Here is a 22,869-nt window from a genome sequence, read left to right as displayed (position 1 = left end):
CGGCGCGGTTGCGCATCGACCCGGCCCTGCTCGAACGGGAGGCGGAGCAGGCGCAGTTGAAACAGACGGTGGCCGAGCTGGGCGAGGGCCAACCCGCCGTCGTCGTGGTGACCGGCCGCCCCGGCTTCGGCCACAACGCCCTGCTGCGCTGGGCCGGCCGGCTGGCCGAGAAGCGGTCGGTGCGCGTCCTGCGCGCCACCGGCTCCCTGACCGAGCGCGAGCTGCGGCACGGCGCGGTGATCCAACTCCTCAGCCAGGTGGGACCGGAGGCCGAACGCCCGCTCCAGGTGCTGCGCGGCAACCCCGAGCCGGCCGGTCTGCCCGGCCTCCAGGAACTCCTGCACACCGTCCGCCGCACCCCCACCCTCGTGACCGTGGAGGACGCCCAGTGGTTGGACCCGGATTCCCAGCGCTGGCTCCAGGCGCTGGTGCGGCGACTGTCCGCCGGCCTCCCGCTCGCCCTCCTGCTCGGCCGCACCGGCGTGGACGCGCACGGCCCCGACTGGCTGGCCGACACCCCCGCCGCACGGCTGACCCGCCACCTCACCGTCCCCGGACTGAGCCCCCGCGCGGTCGCCACCCTGACCAGCACGATCTTCGGCGCCCCCTGCGACGAGCCGTTCGCCACCGCGGCCGTCCAGGCGTCCCACGGCAGCCCCGCCATCCTGCACGCGACGCTGCACAGCCTGGCCGACGCCGGTCAACGCCCCACCGAGGCCCTCGTCCCGCAACTGCGCACCGTGATGACCGGCATCGTCGGGGACCGCTGCGCCCGCGCCCTGCGGGGCCTGACCGACGAGTCCATCGCCGTCCTGCGCGCGCTGGCCGTCGCCGGCGACCTGATGGACTTCACCCGGATCTGCCACCTGGCCGGGGTGCGCACCGCGCACGAGTCCCGGCTGCGCTCGGCGCTGCAGACGGCCGGCTTCACCCTCCCCGACGGCCCCTTCGAGCGCATCCGCCTGGAGGTCGCCAGGGCCCGCATCCTGGAGGACACCCCGACCGCCGAACGCGCCGGCCTGTACGCCCGCGCCGCCCGCCTCGCCTACCGCTCCGGCGCCGCCGACGAGGACACCGCCGACCTCCTGCTCCACGCCCCGCCGATCGGCGAGCCCTGGGCGATGCACACGCTGTACGGCAGTTACGGCGCCGCCGTCCGCCGCAGTGAGGACCTCGCCCGCGCCCACCCGCAGACCTCCGCCGTCGGCGAGCCCCAGGAGGCGGGCCGGGGGGTCGCCGCCGCCCGTCGCAGCGCCTTCGCCCGCGCCGTGACCTGCTTGAACCGGGCCCTCGAAGAGCCTCTGCCCCCGGTTCGGCGCGCCGAGGTCAGCCTCGACCTGGCCAGTGCCGAGGCGGTGGCCGAGCCCGTGGCGAGCGACCGCAGGCTCGCCGCCGTCGTCAACAGCACAGGAGACGGCGAGAGATGGTCCCAACTGCGTGTGCGGGCTCTGGACATGGGCCTGGCGCGCGGCGACGACTCGTGGGGGCGCTGCGTCGCCGCCCAGGCCCTGGAGACCGCCCACGGCCGTGCGCGCGACGATCTGATCGCGCTGTACTGGTACGCCATCCGCTGCCGGCCCGAGGTCCGCGACGTCCCCGCCCCCGGCGTGCCGGCCCTGCCCGAACAGCCCCTCGCCCCCGCCCCGGCGGGCATCCGCGCCGGTCAGCTCGCCACCCTCGGCCAGCACCGCGAACGGGCCGCGGAGCTGGCCCGCCGGGCCCTGGAAGGGGGGCGCGCCGTGCCCGTCATGCCGCGCCTGGTCGCCGTCAGGTCCCTGTGGTTCACCGACGCCGCCGCCGAGGCCGAGGACCACCTCACCGCCCTCGTCGCCGAGTTGCGCGGCAGCCACAGTCGTGCCGGCCTCGCCCGCGCCCTGGTGCTGAGCGCCGACCTGCACCTGCGCGGCGGTCGCGTGGCCGCGGCCGAACGCGCCGTGGCCGGCGCCGAACGGGCCCTGCCCGCCGCCGCCTGGCACCCCTACGCCGCCCCGCACTTCACGGCCGTGCGCTGCGTCATCGCCATGGAGAACGGCCGGCACGACGAGGCCCGGGCGCTGACCGCCGTTCCCACCCCGTCCGATACCGAAGCCAGCGTCCACTGGCCCCTGCTGCTGTTCATCCGCGCCCGGGTGGCGGCCGACGAGGGACGCTGGGCCGAGGCCGTCGAACTGTTCAAGGAGAGCGGACGGTGGCTGGTGCGCCGGCAGTGGATCAACCCCGTCGTGCTGCCGTGGCGTTCGCTGGCCGCCCTGGCCTGCGTCCGCCTCGGCGACCGGGTACAGGCCCGACGCCTGATCCACGAAGAACTCACCCTGGCCCGTCGCTGGGGTGCCCCCAGCGCACTGGGCCTGGCCCAGCTGTGCCTCAGAGCCGTCGACGAACCGGGGGCGGTCGCCGGCTCCGGCGTCCCCACCGGCATCCCGCGCGGGCCCAACCACCTCGCCTACGCCTGGGCCCTGGCCGACCTCACCACCGAGGAGGCCATCAAGGGCGACCGCGACGCCGCGGCCCGACTGCTGACCGAACTGTCCGACCACCGCGTCGCCCGCACCTCCAACCGCCTGGCCGAACGCGTGCGCTCGCTGGCCGACTGCCTGGAACCGACCGCCGCCTCGGGGGAGTCCCTGTCCGAGGAGGAATGGGGCGTTCTGTCGACCGTCGAGCGGGAGACCGCCGAGCTGGCCTGCCGCGGCCTGGGCAACCGCCAGATCGCCGAGGAGCTCTCGGTGAGCCGGCGCACCGTCGAACTGCGGCTGAGCAGCACCTACAAGAAACTCCACCTCGCTTCACGCGAGGAACTCCGGGCACGGTACCGGCCGATGGAAGGGGCATGACCGATGCTGTACGAGCGGGAATCCGAACTGGCCCGGATCGACGTCGCGGTGCGCCAGGCACGGGAGGGCCGCCCCTCGGTGCTCCTGCTGACCGGCCCGTTGGGCATCGGACGGTCCACGCTCCTCCAGGAGGCCGGTGCCTCACCCCCGGGCGGCTTAACGGTGTTACGCGCCAATGCCGCCCCCATGGAGCAGGACTTCGCCTACGGCATCGTCCACCAGCTCCTCGGCCCCCTCCTGGCCGAGGGCCTGCCCGTCCTCGGCGACCACGAAGCCCCCGACTCCGAAGCGGTGCTGCACGGCCTGCGGTCGCTCCTGGCCGACGCCAGCGCCACCACCCCCGTGCTCCTCCTCGTCGACGACCTCCAGTGGGTCGACCTGCCCTCCCTGCGCTGGCTCGCCTACCTGGTGCGGCGCGCACACGGGATGCGGATGGCCCTCGTCTGCACCCTGCGGGACGGGGACCCGCGGGCCGAGCACCCGCTCGTCGGCGACCTGGCCGACGCCGCCGACATCCTGCACCTCGCCCCGCTCTCGCTCGACGGCACCCGGACCCTGATCCACCACCACGTGGGCGAGGCCCCTGCGGAGTGCTACGCCCGGGCCTGCCACGACACCTGTGGCGGCAACCCCCTCTTCCTCCAGTCCGTCCTGCGCGACCACGCCCTCGACGGCCACCGCCCCACCCCCGAACAGGCTGAGCGGGTCCGCACCGTGCGCCCCACCCAGCTCCGCGACCGCCTGGCCGGGTGCCTGCACGCCCAACCCGATCCGGTACGCGACCTGGCAGCGGCCATCGCGGCGTTCGGCGATCACGGCGAACCCGACCTCATCCAGCACCACGCGCGGCTGGACACCATGAGCTACCAGCGGGCCCTGCGCGCCCTGCGCCGCCTCGGCCTGCTCGCCCGCCAGGAGACGCCGCGCTTCCTGCACCGCGTCGTGCGCGACGCCGTCGAAGCCGGCCTCACCATCGCCGCGTGCGAACACTCCCGGGTCACCGCGGCCGAAATCCTGCACCAGGCGGGCCGGCCGGCCGAGAACGTCGCGGATCTTCTGATGGCGGTCACCGCCACCCACCGTCCGTGGGCCATGGGGGTCCTACGGGCGGCCGCGGAGGCCGCCGAGCGCCGCGGTGCGGCGGACGCCGCCGCCCGCTACCTGCGGCGCGCGCTGCTGGAGAGCACCGCCGGCGACGGCGAACGCGCCCACCTGCTGCTCGAACTGGCCAAGGCCGAACGCGGCACCGACCCCGCCGCCTGCGAACGCCACGTCAGCCAGGCCGTCCGCCTGCTGTCGTCGGCCACCGACCGGGCGGCCGCCACCCTGCTCATCCCGCCCAGCCTGCTGGGCGAGGCCACCCCCTCGGTGGCGGACCTCCTGCGCAACGTCTGCGAGGACTTCGAGCCCACGGGACCCCACCAAGGGGGCGCCTGCGAGATAGCCCTGCGCCTGGAAGCGCGCCTGTGGCACGCCGGGCTGGAGAACCCGGCCGAGCTGGCCGGCGCGGGGGACCGCCTGCGCTCACTGGGCACCACGCCGCCCTTGGAGACCAGCGGTGCCCGCGAGTTGGCGGCCGTCCTGATCAACGCGGGGGTGCTGTCCGGCACCCTGCCGGCATCGGACGTCGCCGCCCTGGCCGGACAGATCCTGGAACGCGAGCCGGTGGCCTCCGCGTACCCCCGCACCACGCTCCCGTTGGTCGCGTTGGCCCTGTTCGCCGCCGATGCGGTGGAGGGCATGAACACCCGTCTGTCCGGCGAGCAGCACGCCGACCGCCCGAACGCGGGCGTGCACGCCGAGAATGCCCTGATCCAGCTGGCCTGCGGACGCCTGACCCAGGCCGCCGAACAGGCCGACCGGGCCGCCCGCCTGGCCGACGCGGAGTGGCGCGCGCCGGCCGCGGTGGTCCGGGCCGCGGTGGCCATGGAATCCGGCAACACCCCGTTGATCGAGTCCCTCTTGGAGGACTCCCAGAAGCGCTGGCCGGCCAGTCTCGCCATGACGGCGATGCGGCACCTCCTGGTGGCCTCGCTCGACGTCCGCCGCGGCCGTGACGCCGACGCCCTGGGGTCTCTGCTGGCCTGTGGACGCCAACTGGAGGCGGCCGAGTGGCGCAACTCCACCCTCTTCCCCTGGCGGCCCCGCGCCATCGTCCTCCACCAGCGCCTGGGCGAGGTCGGCCCGGCCCTGGCCCTGGCGGAGGAGGAACTCGCCTGGGCGCACCAGTGGGCGGCGCCCGCGGCGCTGGGCCGCGCCCTGCGCCTGCACGCCCTCCTGCCCGGCGGCGGGGGCGTCCCCGCCCTGCGCGAGTCCGCCGCCGTCCTGAGCAGATCGGCCAACCGGCTGGAACTCGCCCGTACTTTCCTCCAGTTGGGGATCGCGGGGGAGGGGAGCAAGGAGGCGAAGGTGATGTTGCGCGAGGCCGTTGACCTGAGCACTGCCTGTGGCGCACCCTGGCTGACCGAGCGCGCCCGCGCGGCCCTGGGAACCGCCGGCCCGAGCCAGGAGGCGCCGCTCACCGATGGTGAACGCCAGGTCGTCGCGTTGGTGGGCCGGGGGCTGACCAACCAGGAGATCGCCGAGCAGCTGGGCGTGAGCACCCGCGCCGTGGAGAAGCGGCTGACGTCGTGCTACCGCAAGTTGGGCGTGGCGGGGCGTCGCGAGCTGCTGGGTGGCCGGAGCGCGTCCCAGGCGTTCGCGGCGCGTTGAGTGCGCCGGTACGGGCGCCCCTTCGGTACGGGCGTACCGGCGGTAAGGGGTGCGGAGTGTTCGGGCGCCGAAAGTTCGGGGGCGGACCGTACCGTGCGGACCGTCGGACCACAGGATTAGGGATGGGGGCCGGGTGAGCGTTGACGCTCGTCCGGACGGTTCCTTAGTGTCGATTGTGCAGGGGAGTTCGAAATTCCATCCCGGCTGATGTCGGGCCGCCCGATCCCCTGCCTCGCCTCAATCTCTGGATTCTCCTTCTCACTCGTCTCTTGAAATTCTGATGTGCCAGCGGGGGTTGGAAAGGATGTCGGTCCCTTGAGGTTCTCTGCTCTGGTGGAATCTCTGCAGTTATCGGAAGATCCCGGCTCGACCGGTTCGGTCGGCGCGGCGGTCCGGGGGGAGGAGCGGTCGAGCGTCTGCATTTCCGTGCTCGACCCCGCTCTGACGATCCGTCAGGCCAATCAGGACTTCTTCCGGCAATTCGCGAGCCCCGCCACGTCCCCAGCAGATGTCATAGCCCCGCTCCCCTCTGATTCCTCGACGACGGCCCCCGACGTCTTCGGGCGCAATTTCCGCGACCTGGTCCACCCCAGCGTTCGGCAGCCGCTCATGCGGCAGTTCGAGCGGCTCCTGGAAGGCCGCCGGGACCGGTTCGCCACGCCCGTGATGGCGCTGCGACCCACCGGTGACGTGTTCAACGGCAGCCTCACCGCCGCCGCCGTACGCGGCTACGGCCCCGACCCGTCCGCGGTGCTCGTCGTCATGCGGTCCGGCCGGAACTCCTCCGACGACGACGCCGTCGTGGCGCCGAAACGGAAACTGCTCAGCGAGATCGACGCGCGAATTCTGGAGGGAATCGCGGCCGGTCTGTCCACGATTCCGCTGGCCTCACGGCTGTACCTCAGCCAGCACGGCGTGGAGTACCACGTCACCGGTTTACTGCGGAAACTGAAGGCCCCCAACCGGGCAGCCCTGGTCTCCCGTGCCTATGCCATGGGCGTGCTCACGGTGGGCACCTGGCCGCCCCGCGTCGTGGACGACTTCATCAAGTAACACCGCCCCGCATTTCACTGGTTCGCCGTGCGGGCGCGGGCCACGGGCTGCCTTTGGCGCCCGGTCCGTTCGGAAGGCGAGCCGAGAACACACCTGGTGCCGGGAGCGCCGCCGCGCATGCGCGGCGCCCCGGCCCGTCCGCGTGCGGCCGACCCCGCGCCCCGCCAAATCTACGGAATTCCATGACCACCCCCGTAGAGACTGGGCCCGTGGCGTGCGGGAAGTCGAGCTGCCTCGTGCAGGGCACGCAGATAACTCCGTCGCCGTGGTGCAGCCGTCCCCAGTACCAGCTGCCCGCAGCGAAATCCTCTGCTGTCCGACGGTCTTGAGATGGGTTGGAACGTGGCGAACATGGATCAGGAACAGAAGCTCCGCGACTACCTCAAGCGGGCCAGCGCCGACCTGCGGCGCTCCCGGCAGCGGGTGGGCGAGTTGGAGGCGGCGGCCCGCGAGCCGATCGCGATCGTGGGCATGAGTTGCCGCTTCCCGGGGGGCGTGCGCAGCCCCGAAGAGCTCTGGTCCCTGCTCGCCGACGGTGGGGACGCCATCACCACCGCCCCCGACGACCGCGGTTGGGAGCTGCAGACCGAGGACGCGGGGCAGTACTCCGGTGGATTCCTGCGCGACGCGGCCGAGTTCGACGCCTCCTTCTTCGGGATCTCGCCCCGCGAGGCGCTCGCCATGGACCCGCAGCAGCGCCTGCTGCTGGAGTCCTCCTGGGAGGCGTTCGAGCGGGCCGGCATCGACCCGGCGGTGGTCCGCGGCGGCCGGACGGGCATGTTCGTCGGCGCGATGCCGCCGGAATACCGGGTGGGCCCGGACGACGACGTCCAGGGCTTCGGCCTGACCGGCACGGCCACCAGCGTCCTCTCGGGCCGACTCGCCTACTTCTTCGGGACCGTGGGCCCGGCCGTCACCATCGACACCGCCTGCTCGTCCTCCCTCGTGGCCCTGCACCTGGCCGCGCACTCCCTGCGCCAGGGCGAATGCTCCCTGGCACTGGCCGCGGGCGTCACCGTCATGTCCAGCCCCACCACCTTCGTGGAGTTCAGCCGCCAAGGCGGGCTCGCCGCCGACGGGCGCTGCCGCTCCTTCGCCGACTCCGCGGGCGGCACCGGCTGGGGCGAGGGCGTCGGTGTCCTGGTCCTGGAACGCCTCTCGACGGCCCGCCGCAACGGGCACGAGGTCCTCGCCGTCATCCGCGGCTCCGCCGTCAACCAGGACGGCGCCTCCAACGGCCTCACCGCCCCCAACGGCCCCTCTCAGCAGCGCGTCATCGAGCAGGCGCTGGTCAGCGCGCGGCTCTCGGCCGACGAGGTCGACGTCGTCGAGGCGCACGGCACCGGCACCACCCTGGGCGACCCCGTCGAGGCCCAGGCCCTGCTGGCGACCTACGGCCAGGGCCGCGACGCCGCACACCCCCTGCTGCTGGGCTCCGTCAAGTCGAACCTCGGCCACACCCAGGCGGCGGCCGGCATGGCCGGCGTCATCAAGATGGTGCTGTCCCTGCGGCACGGCCAGCTCCCGCGCACCCTCCACGTGGACGCGCCGTCCTCGCACGTCGACTGGACCCAGGGTGCCGTGCGCCTGCTCACCGAGCAGGTCCCCTGGCCGCAGGGCGAACAGCCGCGCCGGGCCGGCATCTCGTCGTTCGGCCTCAGCGGCACCAACGCGCACACGATCCTCGAAGAGGCCCCGGCCGTCCCGGCCCCCGAGGCCGGTCAGGAGGACCCGGCGCAGCCGGCCGCGGACGAGACCGTCGAGCCCGGCGTCGTGCCGTGGCTCGTCTCCGGCCGCACCCGGGAGGCGCTGCGCGCCCAGGCGGCACAGCTGCTCGCCCACCTCGCCTCCCGCCCCGACCTCGCGCCCGTGGACGTGGCCCACTCCCTGGCCACGGCCCGCTCCGGCCTCGAACACCGCGCCGCGTTCACCGCCGCCGACCTGGACCGGGCGCGCGCCGCCCTCACCGCGCTCGCCGACGGCACGCCGGCCCCGGGCCTGGTGCAGGACACCGCCCGCACCCGGGCCAAGCTCGCCTTCCTCTTCGCCGGCCAGGGCTCCCAGCGGCCCGGCATGGGCCGCGAACTCGCCGTCCGCTTCCCCGTCTTCGCCGCCGCCCTCGACGAGGTCCTCAGCCACCTCGACCAGGGGCTGGAACGGCCCCTGAAGGACGTGCTGTTCGCCGCCGAGGGCACGCCCGAGGCCGCCCTGCTCGACCGGACCGGCTACGCCCAGCCCGCGCTCTTCGCGCTCGAAGTGGCGCTGTACCGGCTCGCCGAGTCCTTCGGCCTCACGCCGGACTTCCTCGCCGGCCACTCCATCGGGGAGATCGCCGCGGCACACGTCGCCGGCGTCTTCACGCTGGCCGACGCCGCCGCCCTGGTGCTCGCCCGCGGCCGCCTCATGCAGGCGCTGCCCGAAGGCGGCGCCATGGTCTCCCTGGAAGCCACCGAGGACGAGGTCCGGCCCCTGCTGACGGACCGGGCGGAGCATGTCTCGATCGCCGCGGTCAACGGCCCCACCGCCGTCGTGGTCGCCGGCCGCAGCGACGCCGTCGACGCCGTCGCCGCGCACTTCGACGCGCTCGGCCGCAAGACCAAGCGACTGCGCGTCTCGCACGCCTTCCACTCGCCGCTCATGGAACCCATGCTGGCGGAGTTCCGCGCGGTCGTCGCCCGGCTCACCCCGCAGGCACCCGTCATCCCGGTCGTCTCCGGCCTGACCGGGACCCTCGCCACGGTGGAGCAACTGACCTCCCCCGACTACTGGGTGGACCACGCCCGGCACGCCGTACGGTTCGCCGACGCCCTGGACTGGCTCCACGGCCACGGCGCCGCCACCTACCTGGAACTGGGCCCCGACGGCGTCCTGTCCGCCATGGCCCAGACGTGCCTGGCCGCGACCGAGACCGCCGACGGCGCCCCCGCATCCGCCGACGCCGCCGACGGCGTGCCCGCCACGCTCGCGGTGCTGCGCCCGGGCCGCCCCGAGGCCGAGACCCTCACCGCCGCACTCGCGGGCCTGCACACCCGCGGCGTGACCGTCCAGTGGGAGCCCTACTTCCAGGGCACCGGCGCCCGCCGCACCGAGCTGCCCACCTACGCCTTCCAGCGCCGCCGCTACTGGCCCAAGAGCCTGCCCGCGACCGGCGGTGACGTGCGCGCCGCCGGCCTGGGCGCCGCGCACCACCCGCTGCTGACCGCGGCCGTGTCCGTCGCCAACTCCGACGGCCTGCTGCTGACCGGACGGCTGTCCCGACGCACCCACCCCTGGCTCGCCGACCACGCCGTGCGCGGCACGGTGCTGCTGCCGGGCACCGCCTTCCTGGAACTGGCCGTGCGCGCCGGGGACGAGGCCGGCTGCGGCCGGGTGGAGGAACTCACCCTGGCCGCCCCGCTGCCGCTGCCCGAGGACGGCGGCGTGCAGGTGCAGGTCTGGGTGGGCGGCCCCGACGACTCGGGCCGCCGCGCGGTCAGCGTCCACTCCCGCCCCGACGGGCCGGAGGAACTCCCCTGGACCGAGCACGCCTCCGGCACCCTCGTCGCCGGCGAGCACCACGCCGACTTCGACGCCACCGTCTGGCCCCCCGCCGACGCCCAACCGCTCGACCTCGGCGGCTTCTACGACCGCCTCGCCGACACCGGCTTCGGCTACGGCCCCCTCTTCCAGGGCCTGCACGCCGCCTGGCGCAGCGGCGAGGACGTCTACGCCGAGGTGACCCTGCCCGACGCGAACGGCTCCGCCGCCGAGTCCGCCGCGTCGTTCGGGATCCACCCCGCCCTGCTCGACGCCGCGCTGCACGCCGCCGCCTTCGCCGACCTGGGCGACGCGGCCCGCGGCGGCCTGCCCTTCTCCTGGCAGGACGTGACCCTGCACGCCAGCGGGGCGACGACGGTCCGGGTGAAGCTGTCCCCGGTCGGTGACGATGCGATGGCGCTCGCCGTCGCCGACACCACCGGCGCCCCCGTCGCCTCCGTCGGCTCGCTCGTGCTGCGCGCCGTGCCGGACGAGCGCTTCGGCGTCACCGACTCCCTGGTCCGGGACGCCCTGTTCGCGCTGCGCTGGACCGCACCGCGCCAGCCCGCCCAGGAGGCGCCCAGCGCGCTCGCCGTCCTCGGCCCGGACCTCTTCGGCCTGGAGCAGGCCCTCGCCTCGCCGGACCTGGTGGTCACGGCACTGCCCGGCGTGGACGCCGGGCGAGCCCCGGACGTGGTGCTCGCCCCCGTCGCCGGTGCGGCCGGCGACGGCGGCGACGGGGTCGTCAGCTCCGTGCACGCCCGCACCGCCCACGTCCTGGAGTGCCTGCGCAACTGGCTGGCCGGCGAGCAGTACGCCGACTCCCGGCTGGTCTTCGTCACCCGGGGCGCCGTCGCCACCGACGACGGGCAGGCGCCGGACCCGGTGGCCGCCGCCGTCTGGGGCCTGGTCCGCGTCGCACAGAACGAACACCCGGGCCGCTTCGCCCTGTTGGACCTCGACCCGGCCCTCGACGAGCCCGCCACCGAGCCGCTGCTGCGGGCCCTGGCCCTCGACGAGCCGCAGACCGCGGTCCGCGGCACCGCCGTGCTCACCGCGCGGCTCGCCCGCGCCCAGGCGCCGCAGACCGCCGCCCCGTGGGACCCCGAGGGCACCGTCGTCCTCACCGGGGCCACCGGCGGCCTGGGCCGCGTCGTGGCCCGGCACCTGGTCGCCGAGCGCGGCGTGCGCCACCTGCTGCTCGTCGGCCGCCGCGGCCCGGACGCCGAGGGCGCCCCGGAACTCGTGGCCGAACTGGCCGAACACGGCGCCCAGGTGGCCATCGCCGCCTGCGACCTGGCCGACCGCGCCGCCGTGGACCTGCTGCTGGCCGGAGTGGACGCCGCGCACCCCGTCACCGCCGTCGTGCACAGCGCCGGCACCCTCGACGACGGCGTCATCGAGTCCCTCACCCCCGAGCAGCTCAGCACCGTCCTGCGGCCCAAGGCCGACGCCGTCTGGCACCTCCACGAGGCCACCCGGGACCTGGACCTGGCCGCCTTCGTGGTCTTCTCCTCCCTCTCCGGCACCGTCGGCACGGCGGGCCAGGGCAACTACGCCGCCGCCAACGCCTTCCTCGACGCCCTCGTCCAACTGCGCCGCGCCCAGGGCCTGCCCGGCCTCTCCCTGGCCTGGGGCCCGTGGGAGCCCACCGCCGGCATGACCGGCGGTCTGACGGACGAGGACCTCGCGCGGATGGCCCGCATGGGCACCCCCGCGCTCACCGTGGAGCAGGGCACCGCCCTCTTCGACGCCGCCACCGCCACGGACGCCGCCGTCCTGCTGCCGACCCGGCTCGACCTGTCCGTGCTGCGCCTCCAGGGCGAGGTGCCGGCGCTGTGGCGCGGCCTGATCCGCGGGCCGGCCCGCCGCTCGGTGGTCTCCGGTTCGGAGGCGGCCGTCACCCTCGCCCAGCGGCTCTCCCGCCTGGCGGAGACCGACCGCCGGGAGGTCGTGCGCGACCTCGTGGCCGGCCAGGTCGCCGGCGTGCTCGGCCACGCCAGCACCGCCGACATCGACGCCCACCGGCCGCTGCGCGACCTGGGCTTCGACTCGCTGACCGCCGTCGAACTGCGCAACCGGCTCAACGCGGCCACCGGCCTGCGCACCGCCGCCACGGTCATCTTCGACTACCCGACCGTCGACGCCCTCGCCACGCACCTGCTGGCCGAACTCATGGGCTCCGAGGCCGCCACCGCCAGCAGCGCCCCCCGCGCCGCCGCGGACGACGACCCCATCGTGATCGTCGGCATGAGCTGCCGCTACCCGGGCGGCGTCGCCTCGCCCGAGGACCTGTGGCGGCTGGTGTCCGAGGGCACCGACGCCATCTCCGGCCTGCCCACCGACCGCGGCTGGGACCTCGACGCGCTCTACGACCCGGACCCGGACCGCATCGGCACGTCCTACTCGCGCTTCGGCGGATTCCTGCACGACGCCGCCGACTTCGACCCCGCCTTCTTCGGCATGAGCCCCCGCGAGGCCCTGGCCACCGACTCCCAGCAGCGGCTGCTCCTCGAAGCGTCCTGGGAGGCCGTCGAGCGCGCCGGCATCGACCCGACGTCCCTGCGCGGCAGCCGCACAGGCGTGTTCGCGGGCGTGATGTACAACGACTACGCCACCGTCCTCGCCGGCGGGCAGTTCGAGGGCCACCAGGGCAGCGGCACCGCCCCGAGCGTCGTCTCCGGGCGCGTCTCCTACACCCTGGGACTCGAAGGCCCCGCCGTCTCCGTCGACACCGCCTGCTCGTCCTCGCTGGTCGCCATGCACTGGGCGATGCAGGCGCTGCGCGCGGGGGAGTGCACGCTCGCCCTGGCCGGCGGCGTCACGGTGATGTCGACGCCGGGCGCCCTCATCGAGTTCTCCCGGCAGCGCGGCCTGTCCCCGGACGGCCGCTGCAAGGCGTTCTCCGACGGCGCCGACGGCGTCGGCTGGTCCGAGGGCGTCGGCGTCCTCGTCCTGGAACGCCTCTCCGACGCCCGCCGCAACGGGCACCAGGTCCTCGCGGTGGTCCGCGGCTCCGCCGTCAACCAGGACGGCGCCTCCAACGGCCTCACCGCTCCCAACGGCCCGTCCCAGCAGCGGGTGATCCGGCAGGCGCTGTCCGCCGCCGGCCTGACCACCTCGGACGTCGACGCGGTCGAGGGCCACGGCACCGGCACCACCCTCGGCGACCCCATCGAGGCCCAGGCCCTGCTCGCCACCTACGGCCAGGACCGCGACGCCGAACAGCCGCTGCTGCTGGGCTCCGTGAAGTCCAACATCGGCCACACCCAGGCCGCGGCCGGCGTCGCCGGCGTCATCAAGATGGTGCTGGCCCTGCGCCACGGCGTGCTGCCCCGCACCCTCCACGCCGACCAGGCGTCCTCGCACGTGGAGTGGGACGCCGGTGCGGTGCGCCTGCTCACCGAGGAGACGCCCTGGCCGCAGGCCGACCGGCCGCGCCGCGCCGCCATCTCCTCCTTCGGCTTCAGCGGCACCAACGCCCACCTCATCGTCGAGGAGCCGGCGGCCGCCCCCGAGCGCCGCGAAGAGCCCGCGCGCACCCCGGCCGTCGTGCCCTGGACGCTGTCCGGCAAGAGCCGGGCCGCGCTCCGGGACCAGGCCGCCCGCCTGCGGTCCTTCCTCGACGAGCGGCCCGCCCTCGACCCGGCCGACGTCGCGCTGTCCCTCGCCACCACCCGGGCGGACTTCGACCAGCGCGCCGTGGTCCTCGGCGACCGCGACGAACTGCTGCGCGCCCTGGCCGACCTGGCCGCCGACCGGCCCACCGCCACCCTCACCGACGGCGAGGTCGGCGGCGCCGGCAAGCTGGCCGTGATGTTCTCCGGCCAGGGCAGCCAGCGCCCCGGCGCCGGCCGGGAACTCGCCGCCCGCTTCCCCGCGTTCGCCCGCGCCCTCGACGAGGTGACCGCCGCCCTCGACCCGCACCTGGACCGTCCCCTCAAGGACGTCCTGTTCGCCCCCGAGGGCAGCCCCGAGGCCGCGCTGCTGGACCGCACCGAGTGGACCCAGCCCGCGCTGTTCGCCCTCGGGGTCGCGCTCCACCGCCTGCTGGGCACCTGGGGCATCCGCCCCGACGTGCTGCTGGGCCACTCCATCGGCGAGATCACCGCCGCGCACGTCGCGGGCGTCCTCTCCCTGCCCGACGCGGCCCGGTTGGTGGCCGCCCGAGGCCGGCTGATGCAGGCGCTGCCCGCCGGCGGCGCGATGATCTCCCTCCAGGCCACCGAGGAGGAGGCCGCGCCGCTGCTCGCCGGCCGTGAGCACGAGGTCTCGCTCGCCGCCGTCAACGGCCCCCACAGCCTCGTGGTCGCCGGCGACCTGGCCGCCGCCGAGGAGATCGCCGCCCACTTCGCCGCCCAGGGCCGCAAGACGAAGCGCCTGGCCGTCAGCCACGCCTTCCACTCGCCGCTCATGGAGCCCGCGCTCGACGGGCTGCGCGAGGTCGCCGCCGAACTCACCTACCACGCGCCGGATGTGACCGTCATCTCCGGCCTGACCGGGCGCCCCGCCACCGACGACGAGCTGCGCTCCGCCGACTACTGGGTGGCGCACGCCCGCGACACGGTCCGCTTCGCCGACACCGTGCACGCCGCGCACGACTGCGGCGCCGGCACGTTCCTCGAAGTCGGCCCCGACAGCGTGCTGTCGGCCCCCGCCCAGGAGGCCCTCGGCGACGCCGCGGACGTGCACGTCGTCCCGCTGCTGCGCTCCGGCCGCGACGAGGAGCGCAGCGCGGCCACCGCACTGGCCCGCCTGCACGTGCGCGGCACCGTTGTCGACTGGCCCGGGTACCTCGCCGGCACCGGCGCCCGCACCGTCGAACTGCCCACCTACGCCTTCCAGCACGAGCACTACTGGCCCGAGCCGGCCCCGGCCCGCCTCGCCCAGGCCGCCGCCGACCCGGCGGACGCCGCACTGTGGGGCGCCGTCGAACGCGGCGACGCGAGTGAACTGGCCACCCTCCTCGGGCTCCGCGACGAACAGCACGCCTCCCTCTACGCGCTGTTGCCCGCACTGTCCTCCTGGCGCCAGCTCCGGCAGGAGAAGGCGCTGCTGGACTCCACCCGCTACCAGGTCGCCTGGCGACCCGTGACGGCGACCGCCGCGCCCGTACTGGACGGCACCTGGCTGCTCGTCACCGCCGACGGCATCGACGGCGACGAGGTCCTGCACGCCCTGCGCGGCCACGGCGCCCAGTTCGAGACCCTCACCCTGGACGACGCCTGCCGCGACCGCGGCCACCTCGCGTCCCGGCTCGACGCCCTGCGGACCGAGGACCGCGCCTTCGCCGGCGTCCTGTCCCTGCTGCCGCTCGCCGACCTGCCCGGCACCGAGGTCAGCGCCGAACTGCCCACCGGGCTCGCCCTGAGCCTCGTCCTGACCCAGGCGCTGGTCGACGTCGACCTCGGCGCCCCCCTGTGGACCCTGACCCGCGGCGCGGTCGCCACCGACCCGGCCGACCCGCTCACCAACCCCCTCCAGGCCGCGGTCTGGGGACTGGGACGGGTCGCCGCCCTGGAGCACCCGCGGCTGTGGAGCGGCCTGCTCGACCTGCCGGCCACGCTCGACGCCCCCGCCACCCAGTACCTGGTCAGCGCGCTGGCCGCCCGGGGCGGCGAGGACCAGCTCGCCATCCGGGCCACCGGTGCGCTCGGCCGACGCCTGGTGCGCCACCCGCAGGCCGAACTGCCGCCCGCCGACGCCTTCACCGCGCCGCGCGGCACGGTGCTCGTCACCGGCGGCACCGGAGCGCTCGGCGCCGAGGTGGCCCGCTGGCTCGCCCGCAGCGGCGCCGACCACCTCCTGCTCACCAGCCGCCGCGGCCCCGACGCCCCCGGCGCGGCCGAACTCGCCGCAGAACTGGGAGAGTTGGGTACTCAGGTCACCGTCGCGGCCTGCGACACCGCCGACCGCGACGCACTGGCCGCCCTGCTGGCCGCCGTCCCCGCGGAGCACCCGCTGTCCGGCGTCGTGCACGCCGCCGGCGTCGGGCAGAACGCCGCCCTCACCGACACCCCGTTGGCCGACGCCGCGCAGGCGATGGCCGCCAAGATGCTCGGCGCGGCCCACCTCGACAGCCTCCTGGACGGCCACGACCTGGACTTCTTCGTCCTGGTCTCGTCGATCGCCGGAGTGTGGGGCAGCGCCGGACAGAGCGCGTACGCCGCCGCCAACGCCTACCTCGACGCCCTCGCCGAGCACCGCACGGCCCGCGGCCTGCCCGCCACCTCCGTGGCCTGGGGGCCCTGGGCCGAGGCCGGGATGGCCACCCACGAGGCCGTCACCGACGAACTGCAGCGGCGCGGACTGCGCTTCCTCGCGCCCGCGAACGCCCTGACCGAACTGCGCCGCGCCGTCCTCCACAAGGACGTCGCGGTCACCGTCGCCGACATCGACTGGGAGCGCTACCACCCCGTCTTCACCGCCACCCGCCCGAGCGCCCTCTTCGACGAACTCGCCGAGGTCCAGGCACTCGACCACGCCGAGGACGCGAGCGCCGCGCCGGAGTTCGCCGCGCGCCTGCGGGGCCTCGACGAGGACGAGCAGGCGCGGCTGCTGGCCGACCTGGTGCGCGCCGAGGCGGCCGTCGCCCTCGGCCACGACTCCGCGGACGCCATCCCGGAGCGGCGGGCCTTCCGCGACGCCGGCTTCGACTCGCTGACCGCCGTGGAACTGCGCAAGCGGCTGGCCGCCCTCACCGGCCTGGCCCTGCCCGCCACCCTCGTCTTCGACTACCCGACCCCCGCCGTCCTCGCCCGCCACCTGCGCGAGGAGCTCCTCGGCACCGGCGGCCAGGCGGCCGCGACCGCGGTCGCCGCGTCGGGGGCCTTCGACGAGCCCATCGCCATCGTCGGCATGAGCTGCCGCTTCCCCGGCGGCGTCCGGTCCCCGCGGCACCTGTGGGACCTGGTCAGCGACGGCGTCGACGCCATCACCGACTTCCCCGTCAACCGCGGTTGGGACACCGGCCTCTACCACCCGGACCCGGACAACCCCGGCACCACCTACTCCGCCCAGGGCGGCTTCCTGCACGACGCGGGCGAGTTCGACGCGTCCTTCTTCGGCATCTCGCCGCGCGAGGCCCTGTCGATGGACCCGCAGCAGCGGCTGCTGCTGGAAACCACCTGGGAGGCGTTCGAGTACGCCGGCATCGACCCGACCGCCGTCCACGGCTCCGCCACCGGCACCTTCATCGGCTCCACCTACCAGGAGTACGGACTCGGCGTCGAGGACGGCTCCGCCGGCCACCTGGTGACCGGCACCAGCCCCAGCGTGCTCTCCGGCCGCCTGGCCTACCTCTTCGGCCTCGAAGGACCGGCCGTCACCGTCGACACCGCCTGCTCGTCCTCCCTCGTCGCCCTGCACCTGGCCTGCCAGTCCCTGCGCAACGGCGAGAGCTCCCTGGCCCTGGCCGGCGGCGCGACCGTCATGACCAACCCCAACCCGTTCGTCGCGTTCAGCCGGCAGCGGGCCCTGGCCGGCGACGGCCGCTGCAAGGCGTTCTCCGACGGCGCGGACGGCATGACCCTCGCCGAGGGCGTCGGCATCCTCGTCCTGGAGCGCCTCTCCGACGCCCAGCGCAACGGCCACGAGATCCTCGCCGTCGTCCGCGGCTCGGCCATCAACCAGGACGGCGCCTCCAACGGCCTGTCCGCCCCCAACGGCCCGTCCCAGCAGCGCGTCATCCGTCAGGCGCTGGCCAACTCGGGGCTCGCCCCCAAGGACATCGACGCCGTCGAGGCGCACGGCACCGGCACCGCGCTCGGCGACCCCATCGAGGCGCAGGCCCTGTTCGCCACCTACGGCCAGGGCCGCGACGCCGAACAGCCGCTGCTGCTGGGCTCGGTGAAGTCCAACATCGGCCACACCCAGTCGGCGGCCGGTGTCGCCGGCGTCATCAAGATGGTGCTGGCCCTGCGCCAGGGCGCGCTGCCGCGCACCCTGCACGCGGACACCCCCTCCAGCCACATCGACTGGACCCCGGGCACCGTCGCGCTGCTGCACGAGGCCACCGACTGGCCCGAGGGCGAACGCCCGCGCCGCTGCGCGGTCTCCTCCTTCGGCATCAGCGGCACCAACGCCCACACCATCCTCGAAGAGGCCCCCCGCCCGCAGGGAGCGACCCCCGCGCCGTCGGTGCCCCCGGTCGGCGACGCCGTCCCCTGGACGCTGTCCGCCCGCACCCCGGGCGCGCTGCGCGCCCAGGCGACCAACCTCGCCGCCCACCTCGACGCCGAGCCGGCGCCCGACGCCCTCGACGTCGGCCACTCCCTGGTGAGCGCGCGCACCCTCTTCGACCACCGCGCCGTCGTCGTCGGCACCGACGACCGCACCCGGCGCGCGGCCCTCGACGCCCTCGCCACCGGCGGCTCCGCGCCCGGCGTCGTCCAGGGCACGGCCGACACCGACGGCAAGACCGTCTTCGTCTTCCCCGGCCAGGGCTCCCAGTGGGTCGGCATGGGCGCGCGGCTGCTCGACGAGTCCCCGGTCTTCGCCGAGCGCCTGACCGAATGCGCCACCGCCCTCTCGGAGTTCGTCGACTGGTCCCTGCTCGACGTGGTGCGCCAGGCCGACGGCGCACCCACGCTGGAGCGCGTCGACGTCGTCCAGCCGGCCTCGTTCGCCGTGATGGTCTCGCTGGCCGCACTGTGGCGCTCCTACGGCATCTCCCCGGACGCCGTGGTCGGCCACTCGCAGGGCGAGATCGCCGCGGCGGCCGTCTCCGGGGCGCTGTCCCTGACCGACGCGGCCCGCGTGGTCGCGCTGCGCAGCCAGGCCATCGCCCGCGGACTGGCCGGCACCGGCGGCATGCTGTCCGTGCCGCTGCCCGCCACCGAGGTCGAGGCGCGCCTGACGGCCTACGAGGACCTGTCGATCGCCGCGGTCAACGGCCCCCGCTCCACCGTCGTCTCGGGCGCCACCGCGCCGCTGGACGCCCTACAGGCCGCACTGGTCGCCGAGGACGTCCGCGCCAAGCGCATCGCCGTGGACTACGCCTCGCACTCCGCGCAGGTCGAGCAGATACGGGAGGAACTGCACACCGTCCTGGCACCGGTCCGCCCGCGCCCGTCCGAGGTGCCGTTCTTCTCCACCGTCACCGGTGACTGGCTGGACACCACCACCATGGACGGTGACTACTGGTACACCAACCTGCGCCAGACCGTCCGCTTCCAGCCCGCGATCGGCGAACTCCTCGGCCAGGGCCACGGCTTCTTCATCGAGGTCAGCTCGCACCCCGTCCTCACCATGGGCGTCCAGGCGATCGTCGAGGAGGCCGGCGGCACGGCCGCGGTGCTCGGCACCCTCCGGCGCGACACCGGCGGCACCGACCGCTTCCTGACCTCCCTGGCCGAGGCATTCGTCCGGGGCGCGCGCGTCGACTGGTCCGCCGTCTTCGCCGACACCGGCGCCCGCCGGGTGCCGCTGCCCACCTACGCCTTCCAGCGCGAGCAGATGTGGGCCGTTCGCGACCGGTCCGCGAACCGGGTCGAGGCGGACCCCGCGGACGCGGAGTTCTGGACCGCGGTGGAGGAGGCGGACGTCGACTCCCTCGCGTCCCGTCTGCGCCTGGACCGCGCCGCCCTGGAGCCCGTCCTGCCGGCCCTGTCCGACTGGCGCCGACGCCGCCGCGACCTGGCGGCCGTCGACTCCTGGCGCTACCGCGCCACGTGGCAGCCGCTGACCGCCCTCCCCACGGCGGCCCTGACCGGCACCTGGCTCGTCGTCACCACCGCGGACACCGCCGGCGACGACGTCACCGGCGTCCTCACCGCGCACGGCGCCGAGACCCGCACCCTCGTCCTGGACGACGCCTGCCTGGACCGCGCCACGCTGACCGCGCGCCTGGCCGACCTCGACGGCGCGGCGGACCTCGCGGGCGTGGTGTCCCTGCTGGCCGCCGCCGAGGGCGCGAGCCCGCACCAGCCGGCGCTCAGCCGCGCGACGGCGCTGTCCGTCACGCTCGTCCAGGCGCTCGGCGACGCCGGCCTCGACGCGCCCCTGTGGTGCCTGACCCGGGGCGCCGTCTCCACCGGCCGCGCCGACCGCCTCACCCGCCCCGACCAGGCCCAGATCCACGGCCTCGGCTGGACCGTCGCTCTGGAACACCCGCAGCGCTGGGGCGGCCTGGTCGACCTGCCCGACGAGCTGGACCGGCGGGCCGCCGAGCGCCTGGCCGCCGTCCTGACCGGCCGCACCGGCGAGGACCAACTCGCCGTCCGCGCCTCGGGCGTCCTCGCCCGCCGCGTCGTGCGCGCCACCCCGGCCGACCCGTCGCCGGCCCACCCCTGGACGCCGCGGGGCACCACCCTCGTCACCGGCGGCACCGGCACCCTCGCCCCGCACCTGGCCCGCTGGCTCGCCGGACAGGGCGCCGAGCACGTCGTGCTCACCAGCCGCCGCGGCCCGGCGGCCCCCGGCTCCGACGACCTGGTCCGGGAACTGGCCGAGCTGGGCTGCGAGGCCAGCGTCGTCGCCTGCGACCTGACCGACCGCGACGCGGTCGCCCGGATGCTGGAGGCGCTCGCCGCCGAGGGCCGCACCGTGCGCACCGTCGTGCACACCGCCGTCACCATCGAACTGGCCACCCTGGAGGAGACCACCCTCGACGACTTCGCGAAGGTCATGGACGCCAAGGTCAACGGCGCCCAGCACCTGGACGAACTCCTCGGCGACGACCTCGACGCCTTCGTCCTGTACTCCTCCACCGCCGGCCTGTGGGGCAGTGGCGCCCACGCCGCCTACGTGGCCGGCAACGCCCACCTCAACGCCCTGGCCGAGCACCGCCGCGCCCGCGGCGCCCGGGCCACCGCCGTCTCCTGGGGCATCTGGGCCGACGACCTCAAGCTCGGCCGCGTCGACCCCGGCCAGATCCGCCGCAGCGGACTGGTCTTCATGGACCCCGACATGGCCCTGACCGGCCTGCGGCAGGCCCTCGACGACGACGAGACGCAGCTGGCCGTCGCCGACGTGGACTGGGAGCGCTACTACCCCGTCTACACCTCCGCGCGCCCCACCCGGCTCTTCGACGACGTGCCGGAGGTCCGGCGGCTCGTGGAGAACACCGACCAGGCCGCCGCATCCGGCAGCGAGTTCGCCGACCGGCTGCGCGGGCTGGCCGCCGTCGAGCAGGAGCGGCTCCTGCTGGACCTGGTCCGCGGCGAGGCCGCCACCGCACTCGGCCACGCCTCGCCCGACGTGCTCTCCGAGCAGCGCGCCTTCCGCGACGTCGGCTTCGACTCGCTGACCGCCGTCGACCTGCGCAACCGGATCGCCACCGTCACCGGTCTCGCCCTGCCGAGCACCATGGTCTTCGACCACCCCAACCCGCGCGCCCTCGTCGCCTTCCTGCGCGAGTCCCTCGCCGGGTCCGCGACCGGCACCGGCGCCCCGACCGCGTACACCGCCACCGTCGACGACGAGCCCCTGGCCATCATCGGCATGAGCTGCCGCTACCCCGGCGGCGTCGGGTCGCCGGAGGACCTGTGGCGGCTGGTCGTCGAGGGCGGCGACGCCATCGGTGAGTTCCCCACGGACCGTGGCTGGGACGCCGAGGGCCTCTACGACCCCGACCCGGACCGGACCGGCCACACCTACTCGACCCGGGGCGGCTTCCTGCACGACGCCCCCGAGTTCGACGCCGGCTTCTTCGGCATCTCGCCCCGCGAGGCCCTCGCCATGGACCCCCAGCAGCGCCTGCTGCTGGAGACCTCCTGGGAGGCGATGGAGGCCGCCGGCATCGACCCGGCCACCCTGCGCGGCAGCAGCACCGGCACCTTCATCGGCGCCAGCTACCAGGACTACGGGGCCTCCGGCGCGAGCCCGGAGAGCGCCGAGGGACACCTGATCACCGGCACCATCTCCAGCGTCCTGTCCGGCCGCCTCTCCTACACCTACGGCTTCGAGGGCCCGGCCGTCTCCCTCGACACCGCCTGCTCGTCCTCCCTCGTCGCCCTGCACCTGGCCTGCCAGTCGTTGCGCAACGGCGAGAGCTCCCTGGCGCTGGCCGGCGGCGTCAGCATCATGTCCACGCCCGCCGCGTTCGTCGGCTTCAGCCGCCAGCGCGCGATGGCGCCCGACGGCCGCTGCAAGGCGTACTCCGACCAGGCCGACGGCATGAGCCTGGCCGAAGGCGTCGGGCTGGTCCTCGTCGAACGGCTCTCCGACGCCCGCCGCAACGGGCACCAGGTCCTGGCCGTCATCCGCGGCTCCGCCGTCAACCAGGACGGCGCCTCCAACGGCCTGACCGCCCCCAACGGCCCGTCCCAGCAGCGCGTCATCGGCCAGGCACTGGCCAACGCCAAGGTGGACCCCGACGGCATCGACGTCGTCGACGGCCACGGCACCGGCACCGCGCTCGGCGACCCCATCGAGGCGCAGGCCCTGCTCGCCACCTACGGCCAGGGCCGCGACCCCGAACACCCGCTGCTGCTGGGTTCGGTGAAGTCCAACATCGGCCACACCCAGATGGCGTCCGGCGTCGCCAGCGTCATCAAGATGGTCATGGCCATGCGCCACGGCACCGTGCCGCACAGCCTGCACATCGACCGGCCCTCCTCGCACGTCGACTGGAGCACCGGCGCCCTGCACCTGCTCACCGAGCCGCTGCCCTGGCCGAGCACCGGGCACCCGCGCCGCGCGGGCGTCTCCTCCTTCGGCCTGAGCGGCACCAACGTCCACACCATCCTCGAACAGGCCCCGGAGGAGCAGCCCGAGGAGACCACCGACACCGCACCCGCCCGCCCCCTCGACG

General features: G+C 75.2%; 4 protein-coding genes (1 of these 4 cut by a window edge). All 4 read left to right on the top strand.

What is annotated here, in order from left to right:
* The first annotated feature begins 8 nt into the window (after positions 1-8).
* On the top strand, positions 9-2,834 hold the full coding sequence (locus ABD385_RS08460) for an AAA family ATPase (RefSeq protein ID WP_344574418.1): 2,826 nt from the start codon (positions 9-11) through the stop codon (positions 2,832-2,834).
* A gap of 3 nt (positions 2,835-2,837) precedes the next feature.
* Entirely contained in the window at positions 2,838-5,546 is a 2,709-nt protein-coding gene (locus ABD385_RS08455) for an AAA family ATPase (RefSeq protein ID WP_344574417.1), read from the top strand.
* A 333-nt stretch (positions 5,547-5,879) separates the two neighbouring features.
* On the top strand, positions 5,880-6,599 hold the full coding sequence (locus ABD385_RS08450; RefSeq protein WP_425585371.1) for a LuxR C-terminal-related transcriptional regulator: 720 nt from the start codon (positions 5,880-5,882) through the stop codon (positions 6,597-6,599).
* Between the two features lie 351 nt (positions 6,600-6,950).
* Positions 6,951-22,869: the 5' portion of a type I polyketide synthase gene (locus ABD385_RS08445; protein WP_344574416.1), read on the top strand. 12,554 nt of this gene lie beyond the right edge of the window; the window shows 15,919 of its 28,473 coding nt (coding positions 1-15,919); its start codon is at positions 6,951-6,953; the stop codon falls past the right edge of the window.

The organism is Streptomyces lunalinharesii (assembly GCF_039532155.1).
GTDB lineage: Bacteria > Actinomycetota > Actinomycetes > Streptomycetales > Streptomycetaceae > Streptomyces > Streptomyces lunalinharesii.
The sequence above is the reverse complement of the archived record's forward strand: the minus strand, read 5'-3'. Positions and strand labels throughout refer to the sequence as shown.